This is a genomic window from Guyparkeria sp. SB14A, assembly GCF_005096345.1.
Taxonomy (GTDB): domain Bacteria; phylum Pseudomonadota; class Gammaproteobacteria; order Halothiobacillales; family Halothiobacillaceae; genus Guyparkeria; species Guyparkeria hydrothermalis.
Genome location: NZ_SWAW01000022.1, coordinates 15,107 through 32,534 on the forward strand (window position 1 = coordinate 15,107; position 17,428 = coordinate 32,534).

General features: G+C 66.6%; 14 protein-coding genes and 3 pseudogenes. 4 read left to right on the forward strand and 13 right to left on the reverse strand.

The features are described from left to right. Positions 1–97: 97 nt before the first annotated feature. From FAZ79_RS08760 to pilM, 8 genes are all read right to left on the reverse strand, one after another. Positions 98–1,570, reverse strand: coding sequence for an SPOR domain-containing protein (locus tag FAZ79_RS08760; protein ID WP_136867597.1), 1,473 nt, complete (start codon positions 1,568–1,570; stop codon positions 98–100). Positions 1,571–1,610: 40 nt separating this feature from the next. Continuing rightward, a complete protein-coding gene (gene aroB, locus FAZ79_RS11725) occupies positions 1,611–2,729 on the reverse strand; it encodes a 3-dehydroquinate synthase (RefSeq protein WP_136867598.1) in 1,119 nt (372 codons plus the stop codon). A 105-nt stretch (positions 2,730–2,834) separates the two neighbouring features. Continuing rightward, positions 2,835–3,374 carry a shikimate kinase AroK gene (gene aroK / locus FAZ79_RS11730; RefSeq protein ID WP_136867599.1) on the reverse strand — a complete coding sequence of 180 codons (540 nt, stop codon included), beginning with the start codon at positions 3,372–3,374 and terminating at the stop codon, positions 2,835–2,837. Between the two features lie 76 nt (positions 3,375–3,450). After that, a complete protein-coding gene (locus FAZ79_RS08775; protein ID WP_169303653.1) occupies positions 3,451–5,646 on the reverse strand; it encodes a type IV pilus secretin PilQ in 2,196 nt (731 codons plus the stop codon). Positions 5,647–5,649: 3 nt separating this feature from the next. Beyond that, the gene (locus FAZ79_RS08780) at positions 5,650–6,213 is read right to left on the reverse strand and encodes a pilus assembly protein PilP (protein WP_136867601.1); all 564 of its coding nucleotides are present in this window, start codon (positions 6,211–6,213) and stop codon (positions 5,650–5,652) included. After that, positions 6,210–6,830, reverse strand: coding sequence for a type 4a pilus biogenesis protein PilO (locus FAZ79_RS08785; protein WP_136867602.1), 621 nt, complete (start codon positions 6,828–6,830; stop codon positions 6,210–6,212). The genes FAZ79_RS08780 and FAZ79_RS08785 overlap by 4 nt, the downstream gene beginning before the upstream one ends. 3 nt (positions 6,831–6,833) lie before the next feature. After that, the gene (locus FAZ79_RS08790) at positions 6,834–7,421 is read right to left on the reverse strand and encodes a PilN domain-containing protein (RefSeq protein ID WP_136867603.1); all 588 of its coding nucleotides are present in this window, start codon (positions 7,419–7,421) and stop codon (positions 6,834–6,836) included. Then, complete coding sequence (gene pilM, locus FAZ79_RS08795; protein ID WP_136867604.1) at positions 7,421–8,515, reverse strand: type IV pilus assembly protein PilM; 1,095 nt, start codon at positions 8,513–8,515, stop codon at positions 7,421–7,423. Before pilM ends, FAZ79_RS08790 begins: the two co-directional genes overlap by 1 nt. 198 nt (positions 8,516–8,713) lie before the next feature. On the opposite strand from pilM, the gene FAZ79_RS08800 reads away from it, so the two are divergent. Both FAZ79_RS08800 and FAZ79_RS08805 read left to right on the forward strand, forming a co-directional pair. After that, positions 8,714–11,041 (forward strand): PBP1A family penicillin-binding protein, encoded by a 2,328-nt coding sequence (locus FAZ79_RS08800; protein WP_169303654.1) that lies wholly within the window; start codon positions 8,714–8,716, stop codon positions 11,039–11,041. Between the two features lie 83 nt (positions 11,042–11,124). Then, entirely contained in the window at positions 11,125–11,727 is a 603-nt protein-coding gene (locus FAZ79_RS08805; protein ID WP_136867606.1) for a hypothetical protein, read from the forward strand. A gap of 95 nt (positions 11,728–11,822) precedes the next feature. On the opposite strand, the pseudogene hemE reads toward FAZ79_RS08805, so the two are convergent. The 4 genes and pseudogenes from hemE to rpsU all read right to left on the reverse strand — a co-directional run bounded on the left by hemE (position 11,823) and on the right by rpsU (position 15,083). After that, positions 11,823–12,888: pseudogene (hemE, locus tag FAZ79_RS08810) on the reverse strand (uroporphyrinogen decarboxylase). Positions 12,889–12,893: 5 nt separating this feature from the next. Then, positions 12,894–14,303: an FAD-dependent oxidoreductase gene (locus tag FAZ79_RS08815; protein ID WP_136867607.1), complete on the reverse strand. Its 1,410-nt coding sequence runs from the start codon at positions 14,301–14,303 to the stop codon at positions 12,894–12,896. Between the two features lie 89 nt (positions 14,304–14,392). Then, positions 14,393–14,842, reverse strand: coding sequence for a GatB/YqeY domain-containing protein (locus FAZ79_RS08820; RefSeq protein ID WP_136867608.1), 450 nt, complete (start codon positions 14,840–14,842; stop codon positions 14,393–14,395). 25 nt (positions 14,843–14,867) lie between these two features. Further along, positions 14,868–15,083, reverse strand: a complete 216-nt coding sequence (rpsU, locus tag FAZ79_RS08825; protein WP_058575314.1) for a 30S ribosomal protein S21 — start codon at positions 15,081–15,083, stop codon at positions 14,868–14,870. A 192-nt stretch (positions 15,084–15,275) separates the two neighbouring features. On the opposite strand from rpsU, the gene tsaD reads away from it, so the two are divergent. Beyond that, the gene (gene tsaD, locus FAZ79_RS08830; RefSeq protein WP_136867609.1) at positions 15,276–16,310 is read left to right on the forward strand and encodes a tRNA (adenosine(37)-N6)-threonylcarbamoyltransferase complex transferase subunit TsaD; all 1,035 of its coding nucleotides are present in this window, start codon (positions 15,276–15,278) and stop codon (positions 16,308–16,310) included. Position 16,311: 1 nt separating this feature from the next. On the opposite strand, the pseudogene plsY reads toward tsaD, so the two are convergent. Next, positions 16,312–16,960: pseudogene (gene plsY, locus FAZ79_RS08835) on the reverse strand (glycerol-3-phosphate 1-O-acyltransferase PlsY). A gap of 86 nt (positions 16,961–17,046) precedes the next feature. Between plsY and FAZ79_RS08840 the strand changes: the two are divergent. Further along, positions 17,047–17,428: pseudogene (locus FAZ79_RS08840) on the forward strand (hypothetical protein); the annotation flags it as partial.

The following is a 17,428-nucleotide window of genomic DNA, read 5'->3' on the forward strand; positions in this document are numbered from 1 at the left end:
AAATCGGGGCGCCGGCACGTCATCGCCGCGGGGCGGGCGGGTGACGTGTCGGAGACGGCGTGGCGCGGCTTGCCTGGCGGCCGTCCCGCGAGGCCCCTCAGCTTGCGGGGTCGGTGAGTCGGTCTTGGATCGCCCCGACGGAGCGCGGGTAGGGCTTGAGATCGCGCAGGGCGGTCGGCAGGGCGTCGATCGCGTGCGCGGCGCGCTCGGCCGAGGCGAAATCGCCGAAGGTCACGGTGTAGAGGACCTTGCCGTTGACCGCCTGGGTGTAGATGCGCCATTGCTCGCGCGGCTGCTCGTCGGTCGCGAAGCGCTCGATCATCGACTCGGCCCCCTCGAGCTTGCCGAAGGCAGCCAGCTGGATCGCCGCCCGGGCGCGCGGCTGATCACGGAACCAGGCGTTGTCCACGTCGGTCGGCGGCGTGGACGCGGCGGTGCCTTGGGCGTCCTCCGTTACCGGGGTCGTGGTCGCATCGGCGGCCCGTTCGCCCGCCTCGGTGGAGTCGCCGCCATCGGTCGGTTCGGTGGCCGCGGTGTCGCTCGAGGTGACCTCGGCGGTGCCGGATGCCTCGGCCTCGTCTGTGCTTTCGTCCGGGAACGGCACGTGCGGCGGCAGGCCGTGATCGGGCAGCGCGGCGGTGTCGGTTTCGCTGGCGGGCGCCTCCTCGGTCTGGCTGTCCGCACCGCTTGCGCTCCCGCTGTCGGTCGGCTCGTCAGTCGTTTCCCGCTCGGTTTTCTCCGTGTCGGCCGGCGCGGCTTGACCGGTCTGCTCTGTCGACTCGTCCAGCGCGATCGCGCGCTCGCTGCTCGACTGGGTGGGATCATCCGACCGGCCGAGCAGGGCGAACACGCCAATGGCGACGACGGCGATGCTGATGACCGCGGCGATCAGCAGGGTCGGGCTGGTCCAGATCGGGCGATTGGCCGGGGTTGGTCGCGGGCCGTCGTGACCACGTCCCGCCGCCGAGGCGGATTCGACGCGGGGAGACTCGCTGGGCGCGTCGGCTGCGGCACTCGTGCCTGCCGCGGTGGCCGCGCTGGTTGCGGCACCCGATTGGGTGGTGCCGAGCAGCTGGACGCAGTGCAGGTCGGCGACCAGTCCGGCGAGTGGCTGAGCCGTTTCGGTCTGCTCGCAAAGGCCGGCAGCGCCGACCAGCAGGAACAGGATGCGTTCGCGGGCCAGCTCGTGCGACTGCGTGATCAGGTCGAACAGGGCGTCGGCGGCACTCGATGCCAGCCAGTGATCGGCGTTCTCGACCACGATCAGGAGTCGATCCTGCCCCTCGAGCGCGGCCGTGGCCGCAGTGATCAGTTGGTCGATCGTCTCGATGCCCGCGGACAGTTGCAGCAGGGTGCTCAGTTGGTCGATCAGGGCGGCCGAGCCGTTGCCGCTGTCGGCACGCAACACCACCGGGCGGACCTGGCGGGGCAGCTTCTGGCCGATCAGCTTGACGAAGGCGCGCCGCTCGGCGGCCGAGTCCCCCTCCACCACCATGAACCGGTCGGAGTACTTGGCGTACTGGACGATTCGTTCGGCCTGTTCCAGGGCGTGTTCCGTCGCTTCGGTCATGGCAGCATCCTTCGTTGCTTGAATCGGGGAATGGGGGTGGTCAGGCGGTCGCGCGCGTCGCCTCGATGGTGGCGCGGATGGCCTCGTCGTCGACTCGATCGACCAGGCGTGCCTGGCCGAGTCGGCCCAGCAGCACCAGTCGCAGGCGACCGTCCTCGACCTTCTTGTCGCTGTCCATCAGCTCGCGCAGTCGCTCGGTCGACAGCTCGGCCGGTGCCCGCGTGGGTAGACCGGCCGAGGCGATCAAGGTTTCGATGCGCTTGACGGTCGCCGCGTCGATCAGCTCGAGGCGATGGGAGAGATCGGCGGCCATGCACATGCCCGCACCGACTGCCTCGCCGTGCAGCCAGCGTCCGTATCCCATGCCGGCCTCGATGGCGTGGCCGAACGTATGGCCCAGGTTGAGCAGGGCGCGGATGCCGCCTTCGCGCTCGTCCTGACGGACGATCTCGGCCTTGATCAGGCAGGACTGACGAATGGCTTCGGTCAGTGCGCCGCGGTCGCGCTGGCGCAACGCGTCGACGTTGGCCTCGATCCAGTCGAGGAAATCCTCGTCCCAGAGCAGGCCGTACTTGATGATCTCGGCCAGTCCGGCGGAAAGCTCTCGGTCGGGGAGGGTGTCGAGGCTGGCGGTGTCGGCCAGCACGCAGCGCGGCTGGTAGAACGCGCCGATCATGTTCTTGCCGCGCGGGTGATTGACGCCGGTCTTGCCGCCGACCGAGCTGTCGACCTGGGCGAGCAGCGTCGTGGGGACCTGGATGAAGGGCACGCCGCGCTGGAAGCTTGCCGCGGCAAACCCGGTGATGTCGCCGATCACGCCGCCGCCGAGGGCGATCAGCGTGGTCTTGCGGTCGGCCTGCTTTTCCATCAGGAAATCGTAGATGCGCTCGAGCGTCTCGAGGTTCTTGTACTGCTCGCCGTCGGGCAGGGCGATCAGATCGACGCGTTTGCCGGCGGCCTCGAGGGCCTGGGTCAGACGCTCGGCGTAGAGCGGCGCGACGGTGGCGTTGCTGACGATCACCGCACGGGACGAGGGGATGAACGGTACAAGCTCGTCGCCATCGATCAGCCCGGCACCGATAAAGATCGGGTAGCTGCGCTCGCCCAGGTCCACGTTCACGGTGGTGGGTTGCGCGGTGGAGGAGGCGGGATCGGTCATGATCGGTGCCCTGTCGGCTGCGGTTCGTCAGATGGCGCTCCCCGTCGAGGGGGGCGTGTGGCCCCGGGGGCGATTCATCCCGGGGCGACCTGTGCGAAGTCTACATCAACCGCGTGGGTTGTCGTCGGTCTCGAGCCCGTTCTGACGGCTTGCCGCCAGGATGCGATCGGCCATCGCCCGCGGCGTCTGCCCGCCGGTCTCCAGCACCACGTGGGCGGTCTCGCGGTAGAGCGGGTCGCGCTCGTCCATCAGGCGCTGCAGGGTCGCGCGGCGGTCGCCGTTCTGCAGCAGGGGGCGCTGGGTGTCGTGCTGGGTGCGTTCGAACTGGCGTTCCACCGAGGTGAAGAGATAGACCACCAGGCCGTTTTCCCGCAAGAGCTTGCGGTTGTCCTCGCGCAGCACGGCCCCGCCACCCGTGGCGAGCACCATGCCTTGGCCCGCAGTGAGGTCGGCGAGCATGTCGTGTTCCCGGTCACGAAAACCGGCCTCGCCCTCGATGTCGAAGATCAGCGGAATACTCGCCCCGGTACGTTTTTCGATCTCGCGATCGGAGTCGTGAAATTGCCAGCCGAGGCGGTTGGCCAGTATTCGACCGATGGTCGTTTTTCCGGCCCCCATCGGGCCGATCAGGATGATGTTGCGCATGCGCTCCGATTATACCGACAGGGCAAACGAAAAACCCCGCCGAGGCGGGGTTGGTCATTGGGGGCGAACGGCATGATCAGTTGTTGATCAGCACGCCCCGGTTGTGGTTCGCGAGGTTGTCGCGGTCGACGATCTTCGGCGTGACGAAGATCAGCAACTCGAAGCGCGAGTTATCCTCAAGGCGACTCTTGAAAAGGTTTCCGAGTCCCGGCAAGTCGCCAAAGAACGGAACCTTTCTAACGTCATCCAATTGTTCAAACTCGTAGATGCCACCTAGCACAACGGTCTGGCCGTTTTGTACCTGCACCTTGGTTTGGACTTCGCGGGTGTTGATCGGCGGCTGGCCGCCTTGTGTCAATGGCTGCCCAGGCTCGTCCTTTTGAACCAAGATATCCATTATTACGTTGTCGTTCGGCGTAATCTGGGGTGTGACCTCGGTTTTTAGTATAGCTTCCTTGAACTGCGTATTGGCAATTGCTGCGCCCCCGGTCGCACTTACCGATTGGTAGGGAATTTCCACACCTTGCGAAATTACCGCCGTATGCCCGTTGGTTGTCAACACCTTCGGATTGGAGACGATTTTCCCTCTACCTTCGGATTGTAATGCTTGCAATTCCAAGTTGAGCAGCACATTCGACCCGAGAATGGCCAGCCCGAGCGCGCCTGTCTCGGTCCCACCTACCGGCGTATTGACAATCCAGCCATCGCCGCCGGTGACCGTTTGACCGGTCCCGTCCGTCGGTAGCGGACTTTGGCTGCTGATTGTCGGTGACGTTGATCCTATACCGAACGTGCTGCCCGCTCGGTTGAAACCGGCCTTCAGACCCCAACGTATCCCCAGCTCGCGCGAGAAGTTGTCGGTGGCGATGACGATCCGCGTCTCGATCAGTACTTGCTTGACCGGCTTGTCGATCTGGGTGATCAGGCCGCGCACGCGATCGAGTGCCTCGCCGGTGTCCGTGACGATCAGGGTGTTGGTGCGAGAGTCGACCGTGATCGAGCCGCGGCGGCTCAGGAAGTTGCCGTCGCTCTTCTTCTCGCCCGCGCTTTCGCCCAGCCCGGAACTCTGGCGTACCAGGGTGGCGATGTCGTCGGCCTTGGCGTAGTTGATCTGGATGATGTCCGTGATCAGAGGGGCCAGTTGCTGGGCCTGCTCGCGGGCGGCCAGCTCGGCCTTGTCGCGTGCGGCGATCTCGTCGGTGGGCGCGACGTAGATCACGTTGCCGTTCTCGCGCGAGGACAGGCCCTTGGTGGTCATGATCAGGTCGAGCGCCTGGTCCCAGGGCACGTTCTCCAGGCGGAGACTGATCGAGCCCTGAACGGTGTCGCTGACCACGATGTTGTTGCCGGTGAAGTCGGCGATCAGCTGCAGCAGCGGGCGGACCTGGATGTCCTGGAACTTCAGGGTCAGGCGCTCGCCGGTGTATTCCTTCTTGCCGAGCGAGGTGCGTTGCTCTTCCTCGGGGATCGGCTGGACCTCGACCACCAGGCGGTTGCCGGTCTGGTAGGCCAGGTGCTCGCCGGCGTCCTTGGTCTTGAGGGTGACGCGGCTGCCGTTGCCCTCGCGACGCACGTCGACGCGCTCGACCGGGGTGGCGAAGTCGTTGACGTTGTAGCCACCTTCCTCGAGGCGGGTGCCCGGCAGGCGCACGACGATCTGGCTGCCCTGGCGCTTGATGTCCATGGGCGCGTCGGTGCTGCCCACGTCCAGCAGCAAACGGCCGGCACCACTCGAAGCGCGGCGGAAGTCGATCGGCTGGCCGGCATCCATGGCCGTGGCGTCGGAGCTGCCCCGGTCGGTGACGGCCAGGCCACTCTCCGTGGTCGTCGCCTGGCGCGCCTGGTTAAAGGAGACCGTGACCCGGTTGCCGTTCTGGTCGATGGAGTACGGCACCGACTGGTCGAGGTTGAAGACCGCGCGGGTCTTGCCATTGGCCTCGGCAAGCATGACGGACTTCACCGCTCCCAGCCCGATTTCGGTCTGGCGACTGCCGGTCTGGTTGTCCACGTCCGGCAGATCGATTGCCACCCGGGCCGGGTTGTCGATCTTGAAGCTGCCCGCCTCGCCGGCCAGCGGCTCGGAGAGGTTGAAATGCACCTGAACCGTGCCATCGCTGCTGCGGTCGTAGGAGATCTCGTTGAGATCGCCGGCCAGGGCCAGGGCCGGTGCCAGTGCGGCGGCCATGGTGATGGCTGGGAGGCCAAGCCCTCGACGCAGTCCCGTGCTCAGGCGTGAAGGTTTCTTGAGGTTGTCCATATCGCTGCTTCCCATCATTTAGCTCCGGCCGCTCTGAGACTTGACGACCGTTGTCTGTTTTCTCCAGCCACCCTGTCCATCGGGCACGATTTCCTCCAGCGTGACGCTGGTCTCGCCGATCTCCATCACTTCGCCGTAGTTGCGGCCCATGTGGTCGCCCAGCATCACTTCGTGGATGACGCCGTTGCCGTCGCGGATCAGGGCGTAGGTGTTGCCCTGGCGATTGATGATGCCGCGCATGGCGAGCGCGTCGAGCGGGAACTGCTCCAGCGGTTCCTTCGGGCGATCGACGTCCGGCTTGAGGCCGTCGCCGTCGTCGACGTCGTCTTCCTTGGGCGGCATGAACGGCGTCCGGGCCTCCTCCGGCACGCTGTAAGCGTATTTCGGCAGGGGCTTCATTTCCGGGATCGGCTCGATCTTGCCGCCCGGCCGGGCCTCCAGTTCGGCGACCTGCTGCTTGAGGTCGCTCATGTCCTGGGCGCAGCCACCGAGGCCGCCGACCAGGAGCAGCCCGGAGCCGATCAGCCCGAGTCGAGCCAGGTCGAGTCGGGTCCGGCCGCGTTGCTTGTGGTCCATGTTCATTGACCGCCTCCTTGCTCACCGCTTTCGAGGTAACGGTAGGTCTTCGCCTGGATGCCCATGGTCAATTCGCGCTCGGCATCGTCGTCCATGGCGTTCGCGTCCCGCGGCTTTAAGGCCGGGTTGTGCAGGGTCACGATGCGCGGCAGGTTGGCCGTGTCGCTGACGAACTGGGTCAGCTCACGGTAGGTGCCGCGCAGCGAGAGGTGGTAGGTCATCTCGGCATAGAAGTCGTGCTTGACCTCGCTTCCCGGACGGATCTGCTCGTTCTTGAGGCCGTTGGATAGCGACGTCTGGGCGACGTTGTCGATCAGGTTCTCCGCTTCGCGCTTGTTCGGCAGCTGGCGCAGCAGCTCGCCGAAGCGGGTTTCCATTTCCTTGATCTGCGCCTGGTAGGCCTCGAGGTTGGCCGCCAGGCGCTGCTTCTGGTCGACGGTCTGCAGCAGGGATTGCTCCTCGCGCTGTTCGCGCTCGAGCAGTTCCTTCTGAGGCAGGGTGTCGAAGTAGATTACCGCGCCGACGATCAGCACGAACACGAAGGCGAAGATGACCAGCCGCGTGCCGAGCGAGGTCAGACCGATGGTCTGGAAATCGAGATTTCTCAGTTCGTTGAGATCCATGGCTCAGTTCTCCTGGTCCGCGTCGTCTTCCTTGGGCGGCGTGATCTTCGCTTCGATCGAGAACACGTACTGACCGGCATCGGTGGTCTGGTCCGATCCCTCGGCCAGGATGCCCGAGCCCACCAGGCTCGCGTTGCCGATGTAGTCGGCGCTGTTGAGTCGCCGCAGGTAGGCCGCGACGCGAGCCTGGGCGTCGGCCTTGCCCTGCAGGCTGATCTTTTCGTCGTTGGTCACCGTGATGTCGGTCAGCTGCACGCCGTCGGGCAGGGTGGTGACGAAGTTTTCCACCAGGTGCACGATGGTCGGTCGGCTGGACTGGAGCTTCTCGATCACCTGCATGCGCGCGGTCAGCTCGGCCTTGCGTTGCTTGAGCTCGTTGATCGTCTGGATCTGGCGGTCGAGCTTCTTGATCACGTCCTCGAGGTAGGCGTTGCGGGCCTGCTGGTTCTCGATCTGCGACTGCATGACGGTGTGGATGCCGAAGGCGACGCCGACGGCGACCAGGGCGGCCAGCACGAGGTGGACGACAAAGTCGCGTTGCCGCTTCTGGCGCCGTTCCTCGCGCCAGGGGAGTAGGTTGATCCGTCTCATCAGTCGAAGCTCCTTAACGCAAGCCCGCAGGCGATCAGCATTGCGGTGCCGTGCCGTGCCATTTGCTCGGCGGACACGCCAGGTCCTTTGGCGAGTGCGGCGAACGGATTCGCCAGCCGGGTCGGTACCCCGGTCTCGTTGTTGATGCGCTCGACGGCGCCGGCGGTGTTGGCCGCGCCGCCACCGAGCAGGATCAGGTTGACGGTGCTGCCGCTCGATTCGGAGTAGTAGTACTGGATGAACCGCTCGACGTTCATTGCCAGCGAATCGAGGTAGGGCTGGAGCACCTTGCGCGGGTAGTCCTCGGGCAGGCTGTCGTCGCGCTTGCGCTCCTCGGCCTCCTCGAGGCTCAACCCGTACTGGGCGGCAATCTCGCTGGTGAGTTGCTGGCCGCCGCCCTCGTGCTCGCGGGTGTAGACGATGTCGTCGCCGACGAAGATGCTCAGCGTCGTGGTGGTATCACCGAGATCGAACACCGCGACCGGCTGGGAACGTTCCTCGGGGGTAAGTGTCGTACCCAGAATCTCGGTAAACGCGTTCTGCAGGGCGAAGGATTCGATGTCGACCACGTCCACGATTATCCCGGCCGCTTCGGCCACCGCCACCCGGCTATCGACGTTATCCGTTCGCGTGGCGGCCATCAGGACGTCGACGCCCTCGGTCTCGCCGGCGCGACGCTTCTTTTGCTTGCCGAGGATGTCGGTCTGGACCGGCTCGAAGTCGAAGTTGACCTCGTCGATCGGGAAGGGGATGTACTGGTCGGCCTCGAGTCGGACCTGCTCCTCGAGCTCGAACTCGTCACCGGGGTTGTCGATATGCAACACCCGGCTGACGGCCGAGGAGGTCGGTACCGCCATACACACGTGCCGGCCCTTGACGCGGGCGCGTCGCACCGCCCGTGTCAGCGCGTCCGCGACGGCCTCCGTGTCGGTGATCGACTTGCCCTGAACGGCCCCCTGCGGGAGGGGTTCGATGGCGAATGCCGTGGTGCGATAACCACCGCGGCGTTTTTCCAGTTGAATTAGCTTGACGGCGGTCGAGCTGATGTCGACCCCGAGGCGAGCGGGTTTAGCGCTGAATAGTGGCACGGTCATTCCCTTCCTTTTGAGCGTGCGTTAAGGTTTCGCACACACGCACCTTGTCTCCCAGAGATGCATCCTATGGCATAACCGTCGCGCTTGTCGACAACGGCGCCGGGGCGTGCTCGCAACAACGGTCACTGGGCCTTTTTTCTCTCTATTCGAATGAAGCTTATCAAGATTATTTTCTATCTGGTTGGTTTGGGCCTGATTTTGGCAGTTGCCGGCGTCGGTGCGCTGTATCACATTTACAACACCCAGTTGCCGAGTGTCGATGAACTGGGCGAGGTGCGCTACCAGATGCCGATGCGCATCCACGACCGGGAAGGCGGCCTGATGGCGGAGTTCGGCGACCAGCGCCGCTTCCCGGTCTCCTTCGACGAGATACCGCCGGTGGTGGTGGATGCCTTCGTTGCCGCGGAGGACGATCGCTTCTTCGAACACGTCGGGGTGGATTTCCTCGGCCTCGCCCGCGCGGCGATCGAACTGGTACGTACCGGCGAGAAGTCGCAGGGTGGCTCGACCATCACCATGCAGGTCGCGCGCAACTTCTATCTGGGGCGCGAGAAGACCTACACGCGCAAGCTCTACGAGATCCTGCTGGCGATCAAGATCGATCGGGCCTTCAGCAAGGAAGACATCCTCGCCCTTTATCTCAACAAGATCTTCATGGGGCATCGTGCCTACGGGGTCAAGGCGGCGGCCCAGGTCTATTTCGACAAGGACCTGCCCGAGTTGACGGTGGCCGAGGCCGCCATGCTCGCCGCGCTGCCCAAGGCGCCGTCGACCACCAATCCCGTCAGTGACCCCGAGCGGGCGCTGGCCCGCCGCGCCTACGTGCTCGGGCGCATGCTCAAGCTGGGCCAGATCGACCAGGCCACCTTCGACCGCTCGATCGACGAACCCCTGCCGGGACGCCTGTACACCTCGGCCGAGGTGGTCACCCGCGCGCCCTACGCGGCAGAAATGGCCCGTCGGGATCTAGTCGAGGAGTACGGTCAGGAGGCCTACGAAATGGGGATCGCGGTGCAGACGAGCATCGATCCCGAGGCCCAGGCATCGGCAACCCGCGCCCTGCGGCGTGCGTTGATCGATTACGACCGCCGTCACGGCTACCGCGGTCCCGAGGCCGACTGGAGCGAGTGGCTCGATGATCGCGAGGCGCTCGACGAGCAGCTGGCCGAGACCGATCGGGTCGGCGGGCTGCTCCCGGCCGTGGTGCTGGCGGTCGATGCGAACGAGGCGCGTGTGCTGGTGCGTGATGCCGGCGAGATCAACCTGGGGCTCGAGGCGATGGATTGGGCCTGCGAGTACCGGGACGTCGATCGCTGCGGGCCGGAGCCCAAGGCGGTCGATGACGTCCTCGAGCGGGGCGCCCTGATCCGCGTCGAGCCGACCGAGTCCGAGGAGGGCACCGCCTACCGGCTCGCGCAGATCCCGGAGGTGACCGGGGCATTCGCGGCTCTCGACCCGTCGAGCGGCGCCATTCGGGCCATGGTCGGCGGGTTCGATTTCTTCCACGACAGCGAATTCAACAACGTCACGCGCGCCGAGCGCCAGCCGGGCTCGGGCTTCAAACCCTACCTCTATTCCGCGGCCCTCGACCAAGGGTTCACCTGGGCAAGCATGATCAACGATTCGCCGGTGGTCGTGGAAGACGGGGTGCGCGAGGGGATCGACTGGCGCCCGAGCAATTACGGTCGCAGCTTCGGTGGCATGCGGCGCATGCGCGAGGCACTGACGCGTTCGGTGAACCTGGTGTCCATCCGTCTGGCCCAGGCCGTCGGCACGCCGGCGGTGCTCGATTACGCCGGGCGGTTCGGCCTGCCGGTGGACGAGTGGAAGCCGACCCTGTCGATGGCCCTGGGCAGTTACACCCTGACACCGCTGGACCAGGTGGCCGGCTTCGCGGTGTTCGCCAATGGCGGCTATCGCGTGAGCCCGTTCCTCGTCACCGAGGTGGATAACCCGGACGACGGCGTCATCTACTCGCACCCGGCGGTCAGCCTGTGTGACAACTGCCCGGCCGACACGGCCGACCCGAGCCTTGCACCGCGGGTGATCACCGCGCAGAACGCGTTTCTGATGCGTTCCGGACTCAGAAGCGTGGTGCGCGAGGGTACGGCGGTGCGTGCCTGGCGTGCGCTGCAACGCGAGGACATCGGTGGCAAGACCGGCACGACCAACGACCAGCGCGATGCCTGGTTCTCCGGCTTCGGGCCCGGTTGGGTGGCCGTCGCCTGGGTCGGGTTTGCCGACAACAGCGAGCTGGGGCGGCGCGAGACCGGTGGCAAGGCGGCATTGCCGATGTGGATCGATTTCATGGGCGACGTGCTGCCCCCGGCGGCAGAGCCCGAGGAGCCGCCAGAGGGTATCGTCACGGCATGGATCGATCCCGACACGGGCAAGCGGGTTCCCGAGGGGCACCCCGGTGCGATCCGCGAGTATTTCGATGCCACCAATCCACAGGCGAGTCTGCCCGAGGAGGACGCGGCGGCCGCGTCCGGCACCTCGCGCGAGGTGATCGAGAACCTGTTCTGATCGTCGGGCCGTCGACCGGTCATGCCGATCAGCCACCCGGGCGGCGCGGCGCGTCGCCCCGCCATCGAGGGGAGCGAGAGCACATGGGGCCCGCATCACTGGAACTGCTGCGCCGTGCCGCGCGCCATGCGGCCGACGCGCCGGGGCAGTCGCGCGGCGAGTCATTGCGAGCCGCCGCCGAGGAGCTGGGCGAATCACTGGACCCGCGTTTTCGTGCCGCCGACCTGGACCGCCTCGAGCTCGAGCTGAGCCAGTACCAGGCGACGTTCCGCCCCGAGCAGCAGGACCAGCTCGCCGCGCTGCGGCAGGCGGCACTCGAGGCCATGACCTTCTTCGCGGCGTTTCGCCCGCGCCTGGTGGGCGAGGTGCTCACCGGCACGGCCGACGCCTATTCACCCATCGTGCTGCAACTGTTCGCCGCCACGCCCGAGCAGGTCATCGAGTGCTTGCTGGGTCACGACATTCCGTTCGAGGAATCCGAGACGAGCTACCAGTACCGGGACGGGCGCAGCGAGCGAGTGTCGGTGTTTGCCTTCGGCGCGGGCGACGATCACTTCGTGCTCGAGGTCTTCCCGGAGGCGGGGTTGCGCGAGGCGCCGCTCGCCCCGGGTGGCGGCAAGCTGCGCCGCGCCTCGCGCCAGCAACTCGAGGCATTGATGCAGGAAGGGCCGATGGCGGCGCACTGAGCTCGGCCGGCAGGGGCCGGCTGACTGGATGCTTCAACGCAAAAGCCCCGGCGATGCCGGGGGCTTTTCTCGATCACTCGCGGATGGTCGCGTCGTCAGCCGCGGGCGCTGAGGCGATGTACCGCGTCGACCAGCACCTTGACCTTGTCGGGATTCACGTGCTGATGAATGCCGTGGCCGAGGTTGAAGACGTGACCGGGGTGGGGGCCGAATTCCTCGAGGATGCGGGCCACCTCGCGCTCGATCACCTCGTCCGGGGCGTAGAGCACGCTCGGGTCGAGGTTGCCCTGCAGGGCAACGCGGTCGCCGACGCGGTTGCGGATCGCGTCCAGCGTCACCGTCCAGTCCAGGCCGATGCCGTCGGCGCCGGTGTCCGCGATCCAGTGCGCCCACTGGCCGCCGCCCTTGGTGAACAGGGTGACCGGGACGTAGCTGCCGTCCGGACGTTCGCGCTGCAGGCCGTCGACGATGCGCTGCATGTATTGCAGCGAGAAATCGCGGTAGTCGTGTGGTGCGAGCACGCCCCCCCCAGGTGTCGAACACCATCAGCGACTGCGCGCCGGCCTCGATCTGGGCGTTGAGGTAGTCGGTCACGGCGTCGGCGAGTCGGCCAAGCAGGTCATGGGCCGCCTTCGGATCGCTATAGACCAGTCCCTTGACCTTGGCGAAGTCCTTGGTGCCACCACCCTCGACCATGTAGGTCGCCAGTGTCCACGGGCTGCCGGTAAAACCGATCAGCGGGACGCGGCCGTTGAGCGCCTTGCGGATCGTGGAGACGGCGTTCATGACGTAGCCCAGATCCGATCCCATGTCCGGCTTGGGCAGGCGGGCGATGTCCGCCGCGCTGCGCACCGGGCGCTCAAACACGGGGCCTTCGCCGGCGACGAACTTCAATCCCAGGCCCATGGCATCCGGGATGGTCAGGATGTCCGAGAACAGGATGGCCGCGTCGAGGTCGTATCGCTCCAGCGGCTGGAGGGTGACCTCGCAGGCCAGATCGGCCGAGCGGCACAGGTCCATGAAGCTGCCGGCACGTTCACGCGTGGCGCGGTATTCCGGCAGGTAGCGACCCGCCTGGCGCATGATCCAAATCGGGGTGCGATCGACGGGTTGGCGCGCCAGTGCGCGTAACAGGCGATCGTTCTGCAGCGGAGCGGTCATGAAGCTTATACGTCCAGGTAGTCGAGGATGCCGAAGGCCGCGTTGCGTCCCTCGAAGACGGCGGTGACCACGAGATCCGCGCCGCGCACCATGTCGCCGCCAGCAAAGATCTTGGGGTTGCTGGTCTGGAATTCCGGCTTGTTCTGGTCCTTGTGAACCATCACGCGGCCGCTGGGGTCGAGCTCGATCTTCTGGTTCTCGAACCAGTCGGCCGGGGAGGGACGGAAGCCGAAGGCGATCAACACCGCGTCGGCCTCGACCACCTGCTCGGAGCCCTCGATGGCCACCGGACGACGGCGACCGCGCTCGTCCGGCTCGCCCAGGCGGGTCTCGACGAACTTCACGCCGGTGACCTGGCCGCCCTCGCCGAGAATCTCGACCGGCTGGAGGTTGAACATGAAGTGCGCCCCTTCCTCGCGGGCGTTCTTCACCTCGCGGCGCGAGCCGGGCATGTTGTCTTCGTCGCGGCGATAGACCGTGGTCACCTTGGCCGCGCCCTGGCGCAGCGAGGTGCGGGTGCAGTCCATGGCCGTGTCGCCACCGCCGAGGACCACCACACGCTTGTCCTTGACGCTGATGTAGGGGTAGTCGCCGCCGAAGTCGAGCAGGTGGTTGGTGTTGCCGATCAGGAACGGCAGCGAGGCGTGCACGCCCTCGAGGTCCTCGCCGGGGAAGCCGCCTTGCATGGCGTTGTAGGCGCCCATGCCCATGAACACCGCGTCGAACTCCTCGAGGATGTCGTCGATGGTGATGTCCTTGCCGACCTCGGTGTTGAGGCGGAATTCGATCCCCATGCCCTCGAAGATCTCGCGACGCGTCTGCATCACGTGTTTCTCGAGCTTGAACGACGGGATGCCGAAGGTGATCAGGCCACCGATCTGCGGGTGGCGATCGAAGACCACCGCCTTGACGCCGTGGCGCGCCAGGATGTCGGCGCAGCCCAGGCCGGCCGGCCCGGCGCCAATCACGGCGACGCGCTTGTCGGTGGGCACCACGTCGGACATGTCCGGGCGCCAGCCCATCTTGAAGGCTTCGTCGGCGATGTACTTCTCGACCGAGCCGATGGTGACCGCGCCGAAGCCGTCGTTCAGGGTGCAGGCGCCCTCGCAGAGGCGGTCCTGCGGGCAGACGCGGCCGCAGACCTCGGGCAGGGAGTTGGTCTTGTGCGCCATCTCCGCGGCCTCGAGCAGGTTGCCCTCGGCGATCAGCTTGAGCCAGTTGGGGATGTAGTTGTGGACCGGGCATTTCCACTCGCAGTACGGATTGCCGCACTCCAGGCAGCGATCGGACTGCTCAGCCGCGTGCTCCGGCGTGAATTGGCCGTAGATCTCGTTGAACTGTTGGACGCGCTCCTCGGCGGGAGTGGTCTCCGGGTCGCGTCGCGGCACGTTCAGGAACTGGAAAGTCTCGCCCATGGCTCGTTCTCGAATTGATGGTTCGGATCAACGCGGTGCCCGGGAGGGGTCCGGCTGGGCGGACCGCGGCCCGGGGCGATCCCCGTGGCTCAGGCCGAGAGGCGGGAGCGGACAGCCTGGCTGACGGCGGCCATGTCGGCACGGCCGGCCAGGCGTTCGCGGGCCGTTTTCATCACGGCCCCCATCTGGCTCAGGTCGGTGGCCTGCTCGGCGGCGATGATCTCGGCCACCGCGGCCTCGATTTCCTCGGGGGACAGCGGCTGAGGTAGGTAGGTTTCGATGATCGCCAGTTCCGCTTCCTCGACGGCCTTGAGGTCGTCGCGGCCGGCGGACTCGTACTGGGCGATCGACTCGCGGCGCTGCTTGGCCTGCTTGGTCAGGATCGCCATGGCCTCGTCTTCCGAGACCTCCCGGCGTTCATCGATCTCCCGCTGCTTGATCGCGGCGATCAGCATGCGGATCGTGGCCAGACGCGACTTCTCGCCGCTCTTCATGGCCGTTTTCATGTCGGCGGTCAGTCGCGCCTTGATCGTGCTCATGCGGAAGTCGCCGTCACAAGCTCGATCAGTACAGACGAACGCGACGCGCTTGTTCCTTCGCGAGGCGCTTCTGGTTGCGCTTCACGGCAGCCGCAGCCTTGCGCTTGCGGGCGGCCGTCGGCTTTTCGTAGTACTCGCGCTCGCGCATCTCGCTGATGATGCCGGCTTTCTCGCAGGAGCGCTTGAAACGACGAACTGCTACCTCGAAAGGCTCATTTTCCCGAACACGTACAGAAGGCATGAATGCGTTCCACCTCGTTGATTTGAAACTGAAATGTTTGGCTTCGGACCCACGCGGCCCAAAATAAAAGGTGTTGTAGTATAAAGCGTTGCCCGAGGTGTGCAAGAGGCAAATGCCGCGGCGCTCGCCCGTCCGGATTGGCCTGTAGCCACGACGATCACCCGCTTACCTACAATTAAAGGAGTCCCGCGCGTGCGCGTACTGGCAATCGAGAGTTCCTGTGACGAGACCGCCGTCGCCATCTTCGATGGTGGCCGAGATCGGTTGCTGGCCCATCGCGTCCATTCCCAGACCGACGTGCATGCCGACTACGGCGGGGTGGTGCCGGAACTGGCCGCCCGCGATCACATGCGCCGGCTGCCGGGGTTGACCCGCACGACGCTCGCCGACGCCGGTCTCGACCTCGATGCCATCGATGCGGTGGCGTACACCGCCGGCCCGGGCCTAGCGGGCGCCTTGATGACGGGGGCGGCGTTCGCCAAGGGTCTGGCCGCCAGCCGTGGATTGCCGGCGCTGGGTGTGAATCACCTCGAGGGACACATTCTGGCGCCGCTCTTGGGCGAGGATCCGCCGTCGTTCCCGTTCCTGGCGCTGCTGGTGTCCGGCGGGCACAGCCAGTTGATCGAGGTGCGCGAGGTCGGCGACTACCGGCTCTTGGGCGAGAGCATCGATGACGCGATCGGCGAAGCCTTCGACAAGTCGGCCAAGCTGATGGGGCTTGGCTACCCCGGCGGCGCGGCCCTGTCGCGACTGGCCGAGCAGGGCGATCCAGGCGCGGTGGCCTTTACCCGGCCGATGGTCAACCGGCCCGGTCTGGACCTGAGTTTCAGCGGGCTGAAGACCGCGGTGGCCAATGCCATCGCCGCCGGGTGTGCCTTTGAAGACGTCGCCGCCTCCTTCGAGCGCACGGTGATCGACACGCTCGAGATCAAGCTCAAGCGGGCGCTCGAGCAGACCGGATTGAATCGTCTGGTAGTCGCCGGCGGGGTGGCGGCCAATCGACCGCTGCGGCGTCGGCTGGCCGGCATGATGGACGAACGGGGCGGGGTGGTGCATTTCCCGGCCATCGAGCTCTGTACCGACAACGCCGCAATGATCGCGCTGGCCGGTTACCGGCGGCTGGTGGCCGGCGAGCGGGACCCGGCGCCGGGCTTCCGTGTCCGGGCGCGATGGCCCCTGGCAGAGCTCAGGGTGCCGGGGTGTCCTGCCGCTGCGGCCGTGTCCTGACTTATTCGGGCTTTTCGCCGATGCGCGGTTCCTCGCCGCGGACCAGTCGGCGGATGTTGCCGTGGTGGCGCAGGATCAGCAGCAGCGCCATCAGCGAGATGGCCAACGCAATGAAGGGCGGCGCGAGAAAGGTGGCCAGCGTCGCGGCCACCACCGCGGCGAACAACGCGGACAGCGAGGAGTAGCGCGTGGCCCAGGCCGTGCTCAGCCAGCCCACGATGGCGACCAGGCCGATGACCGGCGCCATCGCAAGGATCGCCCCGGCGGCCGTCGCGACCCCCTTGCCGCCCTTGAAGCCGAAGAACACCGGGAACAGGTGGCCAAGGAAGGCGAACAGACCGGCCGTGCCCATTGCGGCCTGCTGCGAGGCGCCGTCGACGGCGAGGCCCGCGACGAGTACCGGGGCCAGGCCCTTGAGGAGATCGCCCACTAACGTGACAATGGCCGCCTTTTTCCCGCCCAGGCGCAGGACGTTGGTGGCGCCGGGGTTGCGACCGCCCGCAGCGCGGGTCCGGCAGTCCCAGCAGGCGCGCCGTGATCACTCCGGTGGACAACGAGCCCACCAGGTAGGCGGCGACGGCGATGATGAGTAGAAGGGGCCAGTCGAGGGCAGTCAATTGCTGAATCCGGGGTTTGAGTGGGGTCGCCATTATCACGGTCGACACGCCTGCCCGCAAACCGCGGTGCCGGGCCGGGCGATCGGTCGTCTGCCGGCGGGGCGACGGGGCGGGAGGCGATGAGCGACGCCCCGGCACCGCGGGCGGCGCGCGTCGGGCTGGTCGCCGGCTGGTCATTCCCGGCGGGCGTGTTCGATCCGCTCGTTCGACAGTTGGCCGTCACGGAGGTCGTTTCGTTCGACTGGTCGTCGTTTGCCTCGGGCTGGCTCGAGCCGGGTCACGGCGAGGGGGCGGCGTTTGCCGCCGAGCCAGCGGTCTGGGTGGGTTGGTCGCTTGGTGGGTCGCTCCTACTGGAGGCCGTGCGTCGTGGCAGTCTCAGGCCAACGCGGCTGGTGCTCGTGCAGGCCACGCCCTGTTTCCTCGCCGGCGAGGGCTGGCCGGGCGTGAGCCGGGGCGAGTGGCAGTCCTTGCGGCGGGCGGCCCGACCGGGCCCCCGTCGAG